Origin of the sequence: Tritonibacter litoralis (assembly GCF_009496005.1) — a bacterium.
Classification (GTDB): Bacteria; Pseudomonadota; Alphaproteobacteria; order Rhodobacterales; family Rhodobacteraceae; genus Epibacterium; species Epibacterium litoralis.
Genome location: NZ_WIBF01000006.1, coordinates 85,279 through 102,508, shown reverse-complemented (window position 1 = coordinate 102,508; position 17,230 = coordinate 85,279). Strand labels below are relative to the sequence as shown.

The 17,230-nt window shown below is 57.2% G+C and carries 14 protein-coding genes; 10 read left to right on the top strand and 4 right to left on the bottom strand.

Annotation, left to right across the window (positions count from 1 at the left end; translation table 11 throughout):
• The first annotated feature begins 23 nt into the window (after window positions 1–23).
• The 8 genes from fmdA (at window position 24) to GFB49_RS11305 (ending at window position 9,361) form a co-directional block, all read left to right on the top strand.
• Window positions 24–1,253, top strand: a complete 1,230-nt coding sequence (gene fmdA, locus GFB49_RS11345; protein WP_153215990.1) for a formamidase — start codon at window positions 24–26, stop codon at window positions 1,251–1,253.
• Window positions 1,254–1,314: 61 nt separating this feature from the next.
• Window positions 1,315–1,644 carry an FmdB family zinc ribbon protein gene (locus GFB49_RS11340; protein ID WP_153215989.1) on the top strand — a complete coding sequence of 110 codons (330 nt, stop codon included), beginning with the start codon at window positions 1,315–1,317 and terminating at the stop codon, window positions 1,642–1,644.
• 780 nt (window positions 1,645–2,424) lie between these two features.
• The gene (locus tag GFB49_RS11330) at window positions 2,425–2,703 is read left to right on the top strand and encodes a hypothetical protein (protein ID WP_153215987.1); all 279 of its coding nucleotides are present in this window, start codon (window positions 2,425–2,427) and stop codon (window positions 2,701–2,703) included.
• A 460-nt stretch (window positions 2,704–3,163) separates the two neighbouring features.
• The gene (locus GFB49_RS11325) at window positions 3,164–3,877 is read left to right on the top strand and encodes a hypothetical protein (RefSeq protein ID WP_153215986.1); all 714 of its coding nucleotides are present in this window, start codon (window positions 3,164–3,166) and stop codon (window positions 3,875–3,877) included.
• Between the two features lie 386 nt (window positions 3,878–4,263).
• Window positions 4,264–5,112, top strand: coding sequence for an alpha/beta hydrolase family protein (locus GFB49_RS11320; RefSeq protein ID WP_153215985.1), 849 nt, complete (start codon window positions 4,264–4,266; stop codon window positions 5,110–5,112).
• Between the two features lie 187 nt (window positions 5,113–5,299).
• On the top strand, window positions 5,300–7,084 hold the full coding sequence (gene ggt, locus GFB49_RS11315) for a gamma-glutamyltransferase (protein ID WP_153215984.1): 1,785 nt from the start codon (window positions 5,300–5,302) through the stop codon (window positions 7,082–7,084).
• Between the two features lie 81 nt (window positions 7,085–7,165).
• Entirely contained in the window at window positions 7,166–8,569 is a 1,404-nt protein-coding gene (locus GFB49_RS11310) for an FAD-linked oxidase C-terminal domain-containing protein (RefSeq protein WP_153215983.1), read from the top strand.
• A 204-nt stretch (window positions 8,570–8,773) separates the two neighbouring features.
• A complete protein-coding gene (locus GFB49_RS11305) occupies window positions 8,774–9,361 on the top strand; it encodes a hypothetical protein (RefSeq protein WP_153215982.1) in 588 nt (195 codons plus the stop codon).
• Window positions 9,362–9,537: 176 nt separating this feature from the next.
• On the opposite strand, the gene GFB49_RS11300 is transcribed toward GFB49_RS11305, so the two are convergent.
• Window positions 9,538–10,581 (bottom strand): cytochrome-c peroxidase, encoded by a 1,044-nt coding sequence (locus tag GFB49_RS11300; protein ID WP_153215981.1) that lies wholly within the window; start codon window positions 10,579–10,581, stop codon window positions 9,538–9,540.
• Window positions 10,582–11,164: 583 nt separating this feature from the next.
• Between GFB49_RS11300 and GFB49_RS11295 the strand changes: the two genes are divergently transcribed.
• The gene (locus GFB49_RS11295; protein WP_153215980.1) at window positions 11,165–11,899 is read left to right on the top strand and encodes a DUF3047 domain-containing protein; all 735 of its coding nucleotides are present in this window, start codon (window positions 11,165–11,167) and stop codon (window positions 11,897–11,899) included.
• Between the two features lie 137 nt (window positions 11,900–12,036).
• A complete protein-coding gene (locus GFB49_RS11290; protein ID WP_153215979.1) occupies window positions 12,037–14,544 on the top strand; it encodes a GcvT family protein in 2,508 nt (835 codons plus the stop codon).
• 59 nt (window positions 14,545–14,603) lie between these two features.
• Here the strand turns inward: GFB49_RS11290 and GFB49_RS11285 are convergent, their stop codons facing one another.
• From GFB49_RS11285 to GFB49_RS11275, 3 genes are all read right to left on the bottom strand, one after another.
• A complete protein-coding gene (locus GFB49_RS11285) occupies window positions 14,604–14,957 on the bottom strand; it encodes a hypothetical protein (protein ID WP_153215978.1) in 354 nt (117 codons plus the stop codon).
• An 86-nt stretch (window positions 14,958–15,043) separates the two neighbouring features.
• Window positions 15,044–15,715, bottom strand: coding sequence for a DUF938 domain-containing protein (locus GFB49_RS11280; protein ID WP_153215977.1), 672 nt, complete (start codon window positions 15,713–15,715; stop codon window positions 15,044–15,046).
• Between the two features lie 393 nt (window positions 15,716–16,108).
• Entirely contained in the window at window positions 16,109–17,182 is a 1,074-nt protein-coding gene (locus tag GFB49_RS11275) for a BMP family ABC transporter substrate-binding protein (protein ID WP_153215976.1), read from the bottom strand.
• Window positions 17,183–17,230: the final 48 nt, after the last annotated feature.

Genomic DNA, 17,230 nt, shown 5'->3' with positions numbered 1-17,230 from the left:
AAGTCAAAAGAAAGGATTGCGTTATGGCCGATACGCTCATCTCTGTGGACCTTAGTGAAAGCCCACATACAAACGAGAACATTCACAACCGTTGGCATCCAGATATCCCGATTAATGTCTGGGTTGAGCCCGGCGATGATTTCAAAATCGAAACCTATGACTGGACCGGCGGCCAGATCAAGAACAACGACGACGCGAGCGATGTCCGCGATGTCGAGCTGGAACAGGTTCACTACCTATCGGGCCCTATTGGTGTGAAAGGCGCTGAACCGGGTGACCTTTTGGTCGTAGAAATCTTGGATATCGGTGCCAAAGAAGACATGCTTTGGGGCTTTAACGGATTCTTTTCAAAGCAAAATGGTGGCGGCTTCCTGACAGAGCATTTCCCCGAAGCGCAAAAGTCGATCTGGGATATCGACGGGATGTTCACGAAGTCGCGCCACGTGCCCGGTGTGAAATATGCCGGATTGATTCATCCGGGTCTAATTGGTTGTTTGCCAGATCGTAAGATGCTGGATATGTGGAACTCTCGCGAAACTGAGTTGTTTAACTCAGACCCAAATCGCACACCTCCATTGGCTGCCCTGCCAAACACGCAGAGCGCTCATATGGGCGCGATGAAAGGCGAAGAGCGCGACGCGGCAGCAGCAGAAGCTGCGCGGACTGTTCCACCCCGTGAACATGGCGGGAACTGTGACATCAAAGACCTTAGTCGTGGTTCAAAGATCTACTTCCCAGTCTACGTGGACGGCGCAGGGCTTTCCATGGGCGACCTACACTTCAGTCAGGGTGATGGCGAAATCACCTTTTGTGGTGCGATCGAGATGGCGGGTTGGCTGCACCTGAAAGTGTCTTTGATCAAAGAGGGCGTCTCGAAATACGGTGTCAAAAACCCGATCTTCAAACCATCGCCGATCACGCCGTCATATAACGACTACCTTATCTTTGAAGGCATCAGCGTAGATGAATATGGCGAACAACACTACCTTGATGTTCATGTAGCCTATCGCCAGGCCTGTTTGAACGCGATCGAATATCTGAAAAAGTTCGGTTATACCGGCGCACAGGCATACGCTATTTTGGGGACGGCGCCGGTCCAAGGCCACATCTCAGGCGTCGTGGACATACCAAACGCTTGTGCGACGCTGTGGTTGCCAAACGATATTTTTGAATGGGACATGATGCCGAATGCGGAAGGGCCAACCAAGTATCTGGACGGTTCCGTCGACGTACCTCTCGCACCTGATCTGTAAATGAGACCGACGCTCCCAGTCAATCTGGGGGCGGTTTTTCTAACACAGTAGGAGGCAAATCATGCCGGTCTATGAATATGAATGTGACGACTGCGGCGTTTTCGAAGAAATGCGACCAATGAGTCGTTTCAAGGACCCCTGTCCTTGCCCTGAATGTGGCATCGAGGCGCGCCGAGTTATGATAACCGTGCCGCGTCTTTCCGCGGTATCTGGCCGCGTGCGTCACGCTCACGAAACGAACGAACGTTCCGCAGATAGCCCAAAACGCAGTAACCATGGACCAGGTTGTGGATGTTGTGGCGGAGGAACCAAAAAACCAAGCAAAACACTTCATCACGCAAACGGAGCCAAAAGCTTTCCCACCAAACGCCCGTGGATGATCTCTCATTAGACATCGAGCGTTCCTTTCGGGAGAATGCAGTCATTAAACACTTCATTAGTGACGGCGGCTTTGTCCGCCGTGCGTCACCAGTTGATCAAAATCTGTATGTCCGTATAGGCTGAGGGGTCCATCAAAGGAGAGGTTCGTACTAGGCGCGGCGAATGGAGGCTGAGAGCCCAATTTACCTGATGCTGCAGCTTGCACCAATGACCGCATTTCAAGGGCGGCCAAAAACGTGACAAAATCAAAGGCAGTTTTGCCAAGGGTTTGTGGCACAAGATTTTTCAACGATTCCGGCGTCCGCAACGGCTGTGACAAAAACGACCGTTTTTGCCCCGGACGGCAGAGTCGGGATCATCTCCAGATTGAAAAGCCTCCAATGAACCGAAAGTCAGGATGAAGCTCCATCCCGGACGTTCCTGCAACTGGCGCCGTCCTCAAGGACAACTCTCAAGGCCTCTCAAAGCTCGCCAATGCACTTTGATCTGACAATAATTGAGGTTTGAAGGACCGATTCGCGAAGGAGACCACGCCGACACTGTCATCAGCATAGCCTCCCAGCCGCTTTCATGAAGGCTTGACCGCGTACGAGCCTCAGTGTCGCTTGGTTTGCCTGATCAGCCCACCTTCGACGTCCCAATGCGCTTCCTTATGTCCTTATCGCGCTCAGAAACACCGAGCGATACTCGCTCCTTACAAGCACCAATAAGTATGCTAGACGATAAATGAATGCCGCCACCCAAGGACTGACTGATTCAGCAACAGGCTAGAATATATAAGGATAGCATTATGGAAATACTAATCAAGCAAAGTGATAGCGACGAATTTCGCGGAATTATGACAGTCCACCAAGTAGAGATCCCAATCCTACGAGAAACGAAGGAACATGGTTTCGATGGGACTGATTTAGTAAGATTTGTTGTCGATAACAAGGATCCATTCATCTACGTCACACTTGGTTACTGGCTCGCAAAGGGAAAGATACTCACGATTGACAATGACGGCATTCATATAAAAGTCGCATCAATCAAGGACATTGCAAAGTACATAAAAAACGTTCTGAATTGAGATGTACCTAAGGCAGGCTTGCGAAAAACGCACGTGCCAAAGTGCTTCTTTCGAGCATAGCGCCCATTGCGTAGCTGATCTTAGGGATTGGCTGAGCCATTTAAGATACAACAAGAAATTGGACTGGGCCGAAGAGATATCCGACATAGAGCTAGAGGTGCGGTTTGACATAACACGTCGTGCGTACTGCGTGCCAGAAGACCGACTGATTATTCATGACGAACTCCGCGTTCTGGATGCAGTATCTTACGCATTGCAATGCCGATACTTCCGACAGCGCGAAGTCGCAACTGGAAAGGCAATTTTGTCCGTTTGCGAAACAGCTCTAAGTTACGGTCGGTTCCATTGGAGTAGTGAACTCATGAATTACTACTGTTCAATTATATCCAGCCTTTCTAAATTTCGCGGCGAGCCTATGCCTATAAATAGGCAGTATCGATATGACTCTCACGAATCTACAATGGAATCTGCTCGATCAACTATCATATGCCATGAGATAGGCCACTTAGTTGGAAACTGTCCAGGAAGTCTGTTCCCTTACGATGTGGAGAGGGCAGATCGCGTTCGGCGTAATCGATATAACAACGCCATTGGCATTTCTGATGAAGAGGTTGATGCAGATTTTGCGGGGGTTTCTATTGCGGCAACCTTTCTGCAGACGCACTGGCGCCCATACGATCCTCTCAATGATAATATATTCGAGCAGTTCGAGGTAACAATCGGGCACGTGATGCAATCATTACTATCTATGGATGCGCTACGTGAACTCGTTTTCGAATCCAACTTTAGTATGTTGAGTGGAGCATCGGAGAAAATAATTTCTCGCACAATTGCAAGATATCAATATATCATGGAGGTCATTTTCTTACATCTTCGTGGCCACGGAGGCGCTCACATTGGGGGCAAATTTTATTCGTGGAGCGAAATAGACGCGCTTAAACCACTGGTTGAATCGTGTAGATTCGACTTTCCCCTCGACAATGCAATAGCGGTAATATGCGAATTTGAAAGAAAGAATCCGCACTTAAATGAGATACAAATGAACCCACCAAAAAATGAAGTATTTTCTTATGTTGAGAAGCTCCGTAGTCAATTTTCGAACTCGATCGAGAAGCATGGGTTCGGCGAGCTGTATGGAGGGTTCTATATGCCGAGCGAATCCTTGCGAAACTAAGTTCTGTCATCTGAGTGCGGTTGTAGTTCCATCAGCACATTGGCTGTGACAAGTGCCAGGAAACTGTTTTCGGTTGCTCCCCAGTGTCCGATTTTCACGGTCACTCCGCTTCGACGAGTGTCCACAAAGCAAACCCGGACGTCTTGGCCGACAGGTGCTCCAACTACAGCTCACGCTCGCGCGTGGATTGAGCGCGCGTCATTGGTCACAAACGACCGTTTTTGGCAGGGTGCTTTTTGAAAGCAGACCTCGGCGCTCGCGCAGCGAATTCACCCTTAGTCCGCCGTGCGTCGCCAGTTGATCAAAATCTGTTTGTCCGCATAGGGTGAGGGGTCCATCAAAGGAGAGGTTCTGCAGTTGGTCGGCGAATGGGTGCAGCGAGCCCAATGTTGCAGTTTTTCTGCGCTGCTGCGAATGTCTGTATGCGAAGAAAGAAACTGGAAAGCCTATCGCTTATGAAACCCGCTGCGCTTGGAAACGTGAAACCAGCATTCGCTTTGAAGCATCTGATACTCGCTTTTTTGGTGGCGTTTGGCACGCCGGCCATATCGCAAGACACTTTGGACGGGCTACAGATTGGGAATGGCTCTGAATTGTCGATTGTTATGTTGCATGGCGACGAAGGCAATGGCGGCGACCCATTGAGTTATTTCGCTTTTGGTGCGGATATCGCGCGCCGCATTCCCGAAGCCACTGTGCATATGTTACTCCGTCCTGGATATCGGGATCCATGGGGGCGGCAAAGTCCTGGCGAAAATTTCGGACGCCGCGACCAGTATACCATTGAGAACGCTAAAATGATCGCGAAGAACCTCGAGCGGATTGGCCAAAATGGACCTGTTGTGGCGATCGGGCATTCCGGAGGCGCGGCGCAGTTGGCGCTTGCGCTTTCTTTCGGAAACGACATTGCCGACGAGGTGATCTTAGTGGCTTGTCCGTGTGACCTTGACGTGTGGCAAGAACTGAACCCTCAGTGGCCGGAGGATACGATTGTTCGGTCTGTTTCACCCAAAGATTTCAGCCCATCTACTGCGGCTCATGTCACTCTGATTTCTGGCAACCAAGATGCGATCACGCCAACTCTACTTAGTCAAAACTATGCTGAACATCTGGACAGTTTGGGCATATCCAACGAACTGATCGTCGTGCCGAACGGTGACCATTCTGGTAATCGCGCCCTATCGACAGCATGGCTGACCGCAATTTTTGCAGCCCGCGAAAGACTAGCGGATTGAAAGGGCTGCGCACGTATTGCCAAACCTTAAGCAAACCATGAAACAGCCAATGCAGAATGGCGCTTTGCCCCACACGGCGGGCGGTTAATAAATTAACCCTGGTCAACAACGTCCCCACAAATCCCTCGTGACAATTCTCCCTAAACGCGGTCTCATGGCGTGGATTGCCCGACAGAGGAGAACTCCCATGCGCCGTCTATCTCTCAGCGTTGTTGCCTGCCTTCTGGCCGCCCCTGTTTGGGCACAAGAGGCCGCTGATACGGTGGCCCCCGAAGCCGCCACCGCCGGGGCCTTTGCCAGCACATCACCTGCCGTACAGGCCGCGCTTGCGACCAAGGAGGCGGGCCAGGAGGTCACCTCTGACAATTGGATGATCGCTGCTGCCAACCCCTTGGCGGTTGAGGCCGGCGCGGATGTTCTGCGCGCAGGTGGCACGGCGGCGGATGCGATGGTGGCGGTTCAGACCGTTTTGGGGCTGGTTGAACCGCAATCCTCAGGCCTGGGCGGGGGGGCGTTTCTGGTCTGGTATGATGCGGCCACAGGGTCGCTCACCACGCTTGATGCCCGCGAAACAGCGCCTTTGGCCGCCACGCCGCGCCTGTTTCAGGATGAGGCGGGCGAGCCGTTGCAATTCTTTGATGCCGTGGTGGGGGGGCGTTCGGTAGGCACACCCGGCACGCCTGCGCTGTTGGAAGAGGCGCACCGCCGCTGGGGACGCGCCAATTGGCCCTCTTTGTTTGACGCGGCCACAGATCTGGCGACCGAGGGCTTCACCGTCTCTCCCCGTTTGGCACAGCTGGTGGAGGGCGGCGCGGAACGTCTGGCGCGTTTCCCCGCAACCGCGGACTACTTCCTGCCCGGTGGCGCCCCGATCACCGCAGGCACAACCTTGAAGAACCCCGATTACGCCGCCACGCTGCAGATGCTGGCCAGTGGCGGGGCGGATGCGTTCTATACCGGCCCCCTCGCGGCGCAAATCGTCGAAACCGTGACAACCGCCCCCGGTAACCCCGGTGTGCTGTCGGCGACGGATCTGGCGATTTACACGGTCAAAGAACGCGCGCCCGTTTGCGCCACCTACCGCGCTTTCGAGGTCTGCGGCATGGGTCCGCCGTCGTCGGGCGCGCTGACCGTTGGGCAGATACTCGGCATGCTTGGCCAATATGATCTCGCGGCACTTGGGGCTGAAAACCCCGAAAGCTGGCGGCTGATCGGCGACGCCTCGCGCCTCGCATTTGCCGACCGGGGGCGTTATATGGCCGACAGTGATTTTGTGCCTATGCCGACAGAGGGGCTGGTCGACCCCGCCTATCTGGCAGATCGCGCCAAACTGCTGGCAGGTGACGATGCGCTGCCCGAGGTCGCGCCGGGCCAACCGACATTCGACCACGCGCTGAACTGGGCGGATGATGACGCGATCGAGTTCCCCTCGACCTCTCATATCTCCATCGTTGATGCCTATGGCAACGCCCTGTCGATGACCACCACCATCGAAAATGCCTTTGGCTCGCGCCTGATGGTTGGCGGCTTTCTGTTGAACAATGAGCTGACGGATTTCTCCTTCCGCAGCCACCGCGACGGTGTGGCAATTGCAAACCGGCTGGAACCCGGCAAACGCCCGCGCTCGTCCATGGCGCCGACCATTGTGATGCAGGACGGCAAACCTGCGCTGGTCATCGGCTCTCCTGGCGGCAGCCGCATCATCGGCTATGTGGTGAAATCCATCATTGCCTGGGCCGATTGGGACATGCCCCTGCAACAGGCGCTGGCCTTGCCGCATCTGGTCAACCGTTTTGGCACCTATGACGTGGAAGAGGGCACCGCAGCCACCGCGCTGGACCCGGCCTTGGAAGCGCAAGGGTTTGAGGTCAGCGCCCGCAGCCTGAACTCGGGTCTGCACGCGATTGAGGTGGGGCAGACGCTCAAAGGGGCCGCCGATCCCCGCCGAGAAGGCATCGCCTTGGGGGAATAATCAAAAGCGACATCAGCCCCCATTGACATGGATACTTAACATGCGATCTTTCCCGGACGTTTAAGACCCGGGGAGATCCACATGGCCGACATCACCACATTACCGCGCAACGAGGTGGGCATTGCAGCGGTCATCTCTGCCCTGGGGGACCTGTTCCAGGATCGCCTGCAAACCGGCCAGTCCATTCGCGAACAACATGGCCACACCACCACATGGCTAGAAAACCAGATCCCCGATGCCGTGGTCTTTGCCCGCAGCACCGAAGAGGTTTCAGCGGTTGTCAAACTTTGCGCCCAGCACAAGGTGCCGGTGATCCCCTTTGGCACCGGTTCCTCGCTCGAGGGGCATCTGAACGCGCCCGCCGGTGGCATTTCGCTGGACCTCAGCCAAATGGACCAGATCAAGGCGGTCCATGCGGAGGATCTGGACGTGGTGGTCCAGCCCGGCGTCACCCGCGAACAGCTCAATACACACCTGCGCGATCAGGGTCTGTTCTTTCCCATTGATCCCGGTGCCAACGCGTCTTTGGGTGGCATGGCGGCCACGCGGGCCTCGGGCACCAATGCGGTGCGCTATGGCACGATGAAAGACAATATCCTCAGCCTTGAAGCCGTGATGGCCGATGGCACCATCATTCGCACCGGTGCGCGGGCCAAGAAATCATCGGCCGGCTACGACATGGCACGGCTGTTGATCGGATCCGAAGGCACGCTGGGCGTGATCACCGAACTGACCCTGCGCCTGCAAGGCATCCCCGAGGCGACCCGCTCGGCCCGCTGTTCTTTTCCGACCGTCGAAGCCGCGTGCCAGGCCGTCATGATGACCATTCAATATGGCATCCCCGTCGCCCGGATCGAGCTTTTGGACGCGCTGAGCGTGCGTGCCGTCAACGGGTATTCCAAACTCGCTCTGCCGGAAACACCACTGCTTTTGCTCGAATTCCACGGGTCAGAGGCCGGGGTGTTGGAACAGGCCGATGTGTTTGGCGGCATTGCAGAGGAATTCGAAGGCAGCGACTTTACCGCCACCTCCACAGCGGAAGAGCGCAACAAACTCTGGCAGGCGCGCCATGACGCTTATTGGGCTGGTCTTTCCTTGCGGCCGGGATGTCAGGGCCTGTCCACAGATGTCTGCGTGCCGATCTCCCGTCTGGCGGAATGTGTGGGTCTGGCCCGCGCCAAGGCCGAAGAACTGGGGCTGATGGCACCGATGGTTGGCCACGTAGGCGACGGCAACTTCCATGCGCTTCTTCTGCTCGAACCAGGCAATCGCGATGAACAGGCGCTGGCCGATTCGTTCCTCAACTGGCTGGCAGACACGGCAATCTCCATGGAAGGCACCTGCACTGGCGAACATGGGGTTGGGCAGGGCAAACGCGTCTATGTCCAGCGCGAGCTGGGCGAAACCACACGCTTTATGTCCGCGATCAAGTCGGCGCTGGACCCGGATAACATCATGAATCCCGGAAAAATAATCCAGGATTGATCCGCGTCATCTAAAACACGGTCTGAAATCTAAGGGTGAGTGGAGGTTGGATCTATCTTGCCTGGGGTGTTCAACCTATTGAATGAAATAGATAATTTTGAACGCCTTAGAATTGTTTTTTTCAACTGTTTTAATATTCAACCAACCATTTTGGCGAAGGTTCAGGGGGTAAGTTTAGCAACAGCCATCTATGACGAGTGTGACATGAAACCTTTCTTCTTCGCCTCCACAGCAGCCATTGCCCTTGCCGGTACAGCCCTCACCGGACCGGCGCACGCCAATGAATACGCCCCTGCAATGGAAAATTTCCTTGAATCCCAAATCCGCAGCTGGGCGCAGTCCGATGTGATTGTTGCGGCCATCAATGCACAGAACGTCGCAACCGGCGGCTACGATCAGTCCATGATCGATCAGCTGGACACCCAGTGGCGTGCTGAGGTTGGCACCGACAGCACCCCAACGATCACCCCGGTTCTGGACAACGATGCCGCAGGTTTCCTGCGTGGTCAGGTTGACCAACTCGACGGTGTCATCACCGAAGTGTTCATTATGGACGCCCATGGTCTGAACGTGGCAGCCTCTGGCATCACCTCGGATTACTGGCAGGGCGATGAAGCGAAATTCTCCAAAACCTACGGGGTTGGTGCAGATGCGTACCACTTGGGTGACATTGAGCTCGACGAGAGCTCTGGCGAGTATCAGGGTCAAATTTCGCTGACTATTTCGGATCCGGCCACCGGTCAGGCGATCGGCGCCATGACAGTTGGCGTCAATGCCGACGCATTGATGTAATTTCTGGCACGTTAATCCCTCGGACGGCCCGTCGGAGCTGTCGTGTTTCCGTATCCCAGCCGGTCCTTCTGAAACAGCTCAAGGGTCGGCGCACGTCCCTCACCTTTCGGTAGGCGCCGTCCAAACTGGGGGCATTTGCATCTGCAAATGCCCCTTTTTTACGTTTTGTCAGACCCTTATTGCCCGACAAAGCTGTTGTCTGGACGCGGCGTGGCGCGGGTTTCTGCAGGCAACACCGGATAGGTCACCTCTGGCAGCTCACCCGTCAGCGCGCCCAGGAACGCCACCAGCTGATCTGCGGTCTCGTCCGAGATTTCCTCACCCAGCTGCGATTCCGCCATGATCTGCACGGCCACCTTCAGATCCCAGACCTTGCCTGAGTGGAAGTAAGGCGCAGTCAGCGCGATATTGCGCAAAGGGGCTGCGCGGAACACATATTCGTCATCCACGGTCTGGGTCACGGCAAACCGCCCCTTGTCCCCGACCGGCAGAACCTCAGCGCCGGGTTTTTCAATCAGGCCAAAGGGATAATAGCCGTGGCCGCCCACGTTGACGCCCGAATGGCAGGACGAGCAGCCCAGCTCCATAAACTGTTCCAGACCCGCCAGTTCCATCTCGCTCAGCGCCGCGTCATCACCGTTCAGCCAGGCATCAAACGGGGCAGGGGTGATCAGCGTGGCTTCAAAAGCCTCAATCGCCTTGGCGAAATTGTCGAAACTTACAGGGTCTGCTTCGCCCTCAAAGGCTTCGCCGAACCAGGTCACATATTGCGGCATCGAATTCAGCGCTTGCACCACGTTTTCCGGCGTATTGGCCATTTCAACACTGGCCTGCACCGGGCCTTTGGCCTGTTCTGCCAGATCGGCGGCGCGGCCATCCCAGAATTGCGCTTCGTTAAAGACTGAGTTCAGCGCGGTGGGCGCGTTGCGCGGCCCAGCCTGCCAGCCGTGCCCGATCGAGGTCTCAAGGTTGTCATCCCCGCCGGTTGCCAGATTGTGGCAGGAGTTACAGGAAAACACACCCGAAGCCGACATGCGCGGATCAAAGAACAGCGCTTTGCCCAGCTCGATCTTGGCGGGGGTGATGGGGTTGTCCTTGACGGCGGGCACGGTCGAGGGCAGCGCGCGGAAGGTCTCCAGCGCGTCGTCCCGCAGATCCGCCCAGGCGCTGCCTGCGCTCAGGGCCAAGGCTGCACAGGCAAGTGTCAGATGTTTAGCCATTTCAAATTCTCCTAAGGGCTCACGCGTCTGATCCCGCGCTACCAAGCGCCGCTAGGGCCTCCTTTGACTTAGATCAATTCTAATTCGCAGTAAAATATGTGGCCAAGAGTCACAACTAACCCTGTGAAAACGCAAGGGAAATACAGGTTTTATTTGTGCAGAGAATTGAATGTTTTAGGGCTCCTCTGCCAATGAATTGTGCAGCCCGTTGCTGACCCAGCGCACGCATGGATCACGATGAGTTTACTGCAATCTGCGATGCTTGGACCCGATCGCGATCCGTGACGGGACTGACACCCCCGCCACACAAGGAACAGGAGCCCGGTTTGGCAGCCGGGCCGCACTGGATGACTTCACGCGCAGGGGAAACCCTGTCCACCTCCGCCTGTGTGCGGGCCCGCCCACCTTTAACGTCACCTTTGGCAATTCCACCCCGAACCCCAAAGGACGCGCAGACATCAAACCTCCCCTCATCGGCATCCACGCCCTTGGGGCTTTTGGCGCAGGCGGATGCGATAACAGGAGTGTGTGTCGTTCGGGATCCGGTCCGGGTGTAAAGGGAGAGGAGATCCGTTTGGATCCCATGACCCCATTTTCAGACCCCGGTGCATTGATGCAAAAGAAATATGTAAAACTAATCGCGGCGCTGGCCGTGGTGATGGCAGGCGGCTCCGCCTATCTGCTGACGCGACCGTCTGTCTGGGACACAGCGACGCCTTTGGTGGCGCGCACGGGTCCGGTGGATCTGCTGGCGGACCTCGACCCCGATGCGCCGTCGGATGGTTGGAAGGAACGGCGGTTCTTTCGCATCACCCCAACCACCTACCAGCTGACACAGGAAGATGACCGGACCGCGCTGCGCTGCACCACCGACAACGCGGCCTCGATCCTGGCGCGGGATACGGACATCGCGCTGGCGGCGCTGCCGATCCTGTCCTGGTCCTGGAAGCTCACCCAGCCGATTGACAGTGACATCGACGAGACCACCCGCGACGGCGATGATCACGCGCTGCGCTTCTATCTGCGCTTTATCAATGAAACTGGCACCGAAACCGGAACTGAAATCATCTGGAGCAACAAAAGCTACGCAGCAGGCGACTACAAAATCATCGATGGGTTCTATCACCTGGTGGCCACAGGCCACGACGCGCCGCTGAACACTTGGCAGGACAACCGCGTTGATCTGCGCCAAGTTTACCGCGACATCGGCGGCACCGGCAGCCCAACGCTCGACGTGTTTGGGTTTTTCTGTGACAGTGACAACACCGGCAGCCGCAGCGATGGATTTTTCGCCGACATCAGCCTCAGCGCGGGCTAAGCCCTGAGAGCACCAGAAAACGTCACCGCATTTGGTCGGTTTTAGCGTTTTTTGCGTCGGAGCCACCGGGCGGGGCAGGCCGTGGTTTGGGCATAAACAGGTCCAATGGATTCTGATTTTTCGTGGAGTGCGGCAGAATGAAGACGCAAGTCAAAGCCCTGGTCGTTGGCGGTGGAGCCATTGGCACCTCGATCGCCTATCACCTAGCCAAAGCAGGCTGGGACGATGTTATGCTGATTGAACGGGACGAGCTGACGTCCGGTTCCACCTGGCACGCAGCTGGCCTACTGCCGCTGTTCAACATGTCTTATGCGACGACCCATATCCACAAATACTCGGTTGATTTCTACAAGACGCTTGAGGAAGAGACCGGCCTGAACGCAGGTTTTGCGGTTGTGGGCAACCTGCGCATGGCGCAGACGCAGGAGCGTATGGATGAGTTCATGCTCTATGCCTCCACCGCAGAAACCTGCGATGTCGCCTATGAATGGCTGACCCCGGATCAGATCAAGGAGCGCTGGCCGCTGATCGAAACATCCGACCTCAAAGGTGCGCTGTATCACACCGAAGACGGTTATATTAACCCCGCCGACGTGACCCAGGCGATGGCCAAAGGCGCGCGCCAACGCGGTGTGGACATCGTCCGCAAACTGCAGGCCGACGCCTTCCATTGGACCGGCACCCATTGGGAAGTCACCTGCACCAAAATGGTCGAAAAAGGCGGCAACCTGGTGCCGTCAGACGAGCAGATCGTCATCACCGCTGAACATGTTGTGACCGCCTCGGGCAACCACGCACAGCGTACCGCCAAAATGCTGGGCATCAAAATGCCTGCGATCCCGGTGGAACACACGTTCATCGTCATGGACAAAGACCCCGCATTGGTCGAATGGCGCGCCGCTGGTAACCCAGAACACCCGGTTGTGCGCGACGCGGATAAGGAATCCTATGCCCGCGAAGAAAGCGGCGGCTGGATCCTGGGCATCTACGAAAAAGGCGCACCGGCCCGCTTTGAACATGGCGTGCCCGACAGCTTCCGCGCCGATCTCTTCCCGCTGGATCTGGACCGGATCGCCGAACAGTATATGGCGATGACCGAACGCGTGCCGTCCTGTGCCGAATCCGGTCTCAAGGATGATTTCAACGGCCCGATCTGCTATACGCCGGACGGCAACCCGCTGGTGGGCCCCGCACCGGGTCTGCGCAACATGTGGCTGGCCGAGGGCTTCTCGTTCGGGATCACCGCCGCAGGCGGCACCGGCTATTACCTCGCGCAGATGATGGTCGAGGGCGAAGCCGAAATCGACATGGCGTCGCTGGACCCGAAACGCTATTCCTCCAACTGGATGACCACCGAGTTCGCAGCCCGCAAAAACGAAGAGTGCTACGAACACGTCTACATCCTTCACCACCCGGACGAAGAGCGCCCAGCAGCGCGTCCCTTGCGCACCTCACCTGCCTATGACCGTCAAAAAGCGCGCGGCGCGCAATTTGGCTGGGTCAACGGCTGGGAACGTCCGAACTATTTCGGCCCGCTGGATGCGCCGGAAAACTTTGACGAAGAAAGCCGTTCGTTCCGTCGTGGCGGCTGGTGGCAACACGCGGTGGATGAGGCCAAGGCGATCCGCAACGGTGTTGGTCTGATCGACGCCACGGCCTTCACCAAACATGTGGTCAAAGGGCCCGGTGCGACCCAGTTCCTCGACTGGTTCACCTGCAACAAACTGCCCAAGGTCGGCCGCATCAACCTGACCTATGCGCTGACCTCGGCGGGCACCACCCGCACCGAATACACCATCGTCCGCAATGGCGAGAACAATTATTACCTCGTCTCTGCCGGGGCCTGGACCGAATATGACGCGGACTACCTGCGCAAAGCGGCCGAGGACAAGATGGAGGAATTCGGCTATATCGAGATCCAGGATGTCACCACCCAATGGGGCGTCTTTGCCATCGCCGGACCCAAATCCCGCGACGTGCTGAAAGAGGTGATCGTGGATGCCGATCCCGAAACCGCCCTGTCAAACAAACGCTTCCCATGGCTCTCGGCGCGTCAGATCGAACTGGGCATGTGTCCTGTGAATGCGATCCGCGTGGCCTATACCGGGGAATTGGGCTGGGAGTTGCACCACCCGATCGAGATGCAGAACTACCTGTTCGACCTCTTGGAAAAAGCTGGTGAGAAACACGGGATGAAGCTGGTCGGCGCGCGTGCGCAAAACTGGCTGCGTCAGGAGAAATCCTACCGTGCGTTCGGCACCGAACTGGGCCGCGACGCGACCCCGCAAGAGGCCGATCTGCCGCGCTTTATCGACCTGGAAAAAGACTTCCACGGCAAAGAGGCGATGGTCGAAAAAGGCGTGCGTTTCAAATGCTGCACCCTGTTGATCGACGGTCCCGACGATGCCGACCCCTGGGGTCGCGAGGCGCTTTATGCCCTCGACGGCACCCGCGTTGGTCGTCTGACCTCGGGCGGCTATTCGGTGGCGTTTGAGAAATCCATCGGCATGGGCTACGTCCGCCCCCAAGATGCGGTCGAAGGCACCAAGTTGAAGGTCAAAATCCAGGACAAACTCTGGGACGCGGTTGTCACCTGCGACAGCCCCTATGACCCGAAAAACGAAACCATCCGACAGAACGGTTGATCGCACAGAAGAAAGCCCTCGACATCGCTGTCGGGGGCTTTTTCAATTCTCGGTCGGGGCTATCGCCTGGTCTCGGTCAATATCACATCATACCGTGCGATCACCTCGGCGGTGGCCGTTTTGGTTTCAGAACCGGTGAGGCCTGCGACCAGATCCAGCATCTCTTGCAGCTGATCTCGGGAAAACCCGCAATACTGCAGAACCCGCAGCTGCGTGTCATACTGCGCCCGCGCACCAATGGTCACCGCAACCGCCAGCATCGTCAGCGCTTGCTCATAGGGGCCAATGCCGTGGGGGGGCGGCGGGGCTCGATCCTGCGGTGTTGTTGCTTGCGGGATGGGCTCTCCGGCCACGGTCGGGGTGCCATCCACCAACCGCAGATGCGGACCGGTGGGGCGCTTGTCATCTGTCACAGCAACCTCCTGTCATTCGCTTTTTAGTAAAAATAACGTGAACATCTTCCGGAGGTCGCATCTTTGATCTGGGTCAGATCACTGGGTCATGACCCTGCGTCATCTGCCGAGATTTCCGCCACCAGCAAAAGGTTGTTTGCAGGCATCTCGATGGGTTCCATGACAGAGAGGCCAAGGCGCTCAAACAGAGCCCAAATGGCCCTGTCATCCTTATAGCCAATCTCGGGATCATGGGCGCGCAGACCGGCGTCAAACCGCTGGTCCCCATCACTGGTCAGCCGCCCCTGACGGCGAAATGGCCCGTAGATCACCATCCGCCCACCGGGTGCCAGACAGGAGGAGGCCTCGCGGATCAACGTCTCGGCCTCTTGGTCGCTGATCAGATGCAGAAGGTTGACCAGAACGATCATATCCTGCGGGTCCAGCTCAGCGGCCCAACCCGCTGTGGTGGCGTCGATCTGAGCGGCAGGCAGGATATTGTCGGTGCCATCAGCGTCGATATAGGCATCGATGCTGGCAATGCGGCTGGGGTCCACGTCGCTTGGCTGCCACTGAAGGCCGGGCAGGGCGGCGGCAAAGGCAATGATATGCTGCCCGGTGCCGCTGGCCAACTCCAACGCCCGCCCGCTCTGGGGGGCCAGCCGCACAAGCTGCGCCAGCAGCGCTTCCTGATTGCGGGCGGCACTGGGGGCAAACAGGCGGCCAACGGCATCGGTTTCGGCAATAGAGGCAGAGCCTGGAACGCTGCGTAGGGGCATATGGGAACCCTCCTTGTGTTGGGCAATGGGGCGCATTTGGTTCTGAGGTGAGGGTACTCTCTCATGATGTGTGGCGCGGGCAAAGGGGGGCGTCATCACAGTCCGGTGCTTGGCATCACCCGGCCGACGCATATGTTCCCGGTGGTTGTATCCACCGCAAACAAGCCCTCCCGCGCCCGCAAGATGCCTTGCCTGTGGCAAGACCCCATGTCGGCCTTGGGCCAGGCTCGGCGCATGCGCCGAGCCTGGCCCAACGGGAGCCGATGCGCCTGTGGCGGATCGGGCGACGGGCGGGAGGGCTTCGCGTGTTGCGGGATCCTTGGCGACGTCACGCGCAGCAAAAAGCCCACCGAAACCGGCGGGCTTTTCACACTACTTCAGGTCACATCCAGCTTATTGCGGGATGTCGCCGGTCAGACCTTCAACAAAGAAGTTCATGCCAGCCAGCGTCCCATCATCGGCCACAGCGCCCGCTGCCAGCCAGTCGCTGCCGTCCTGCTTTTTCAGCGGACCGGTGAACGGGTGGTATTCGCCGGAAGCGATCGCCTCCTTGAGCGCCAGCGCTTCGGCTTTCACCTCTGCTGGAACCGCATCGGAGATCTCACCGATGCCAACCATGCCCGGCGCAATCCCGTCCCAAGTGTCAACACTGGTCCAAGTGCCATCCATCACAGCTTTGGTGCGTGCAATGTAATAAGGCGCCCAGTTGTCGATGATCGAGGACACCCGCGGGAAAGGGCCGTATTCCGCCATATCAGACGCCTGACCAAAGGTCACAACATTGCCCGCTGCTTGCGCCGCGGCCTGAGGCGCGGTGGAATCGGTGTGCTGCAGGATCACATCTGCACCCTGTTCGATCAGCACCTTGGCCGCATCGGCCTCTTTTGCCGGATCAAACCAGGTAAAGGCCCAGACGATCTTGAACTCCACATCCGGGTTCACTTTCTTGGCGTGGATATAGGCGGCGTTGATGCCACGGATCACTTCCGGGATCGGGAAGGACCCGATATAGCCGATCACGTTGGATTTGGTCATATGACCCGCGATGGTGCCCTGCACTGCGCGCCCTTCATAGAAACGTGCGGAATAGGTCGACACGTTGTCCGCGCGCTTATAGCCGGTGGCGTGCTCGAATTTCACATTGGGGAATTTCTTTGCCACATTGATGGTCGGATCCATATACCCAAACGAGGTGGTAAAGATCAGATCCGCACCCTCCAGCGCCATCTGCGTCATCACGCGCTCACTGTCTGGACCTTCGGCAACACTCTCGACATAGACGGTTTCAACCTTGTCACCAAAAGCTTCCTCAACCGCCAGGCGGCCCTGGTCGTGCTCATAGGTCCAGCCGCCATCGCCCACCGGGCCCACATAGACAAAGCCGACCTTGGTCTTGTCGTCTGCCACCGCGGCAGAGGCCAGTCCCAGCGCCATGGCAGCGCTTGCCAGAAGTGCAGTAATTTTCATCAAAGGGTTCCCCCATGTTGGTTTTATGAGGCCCAGCCAGGATTTGAC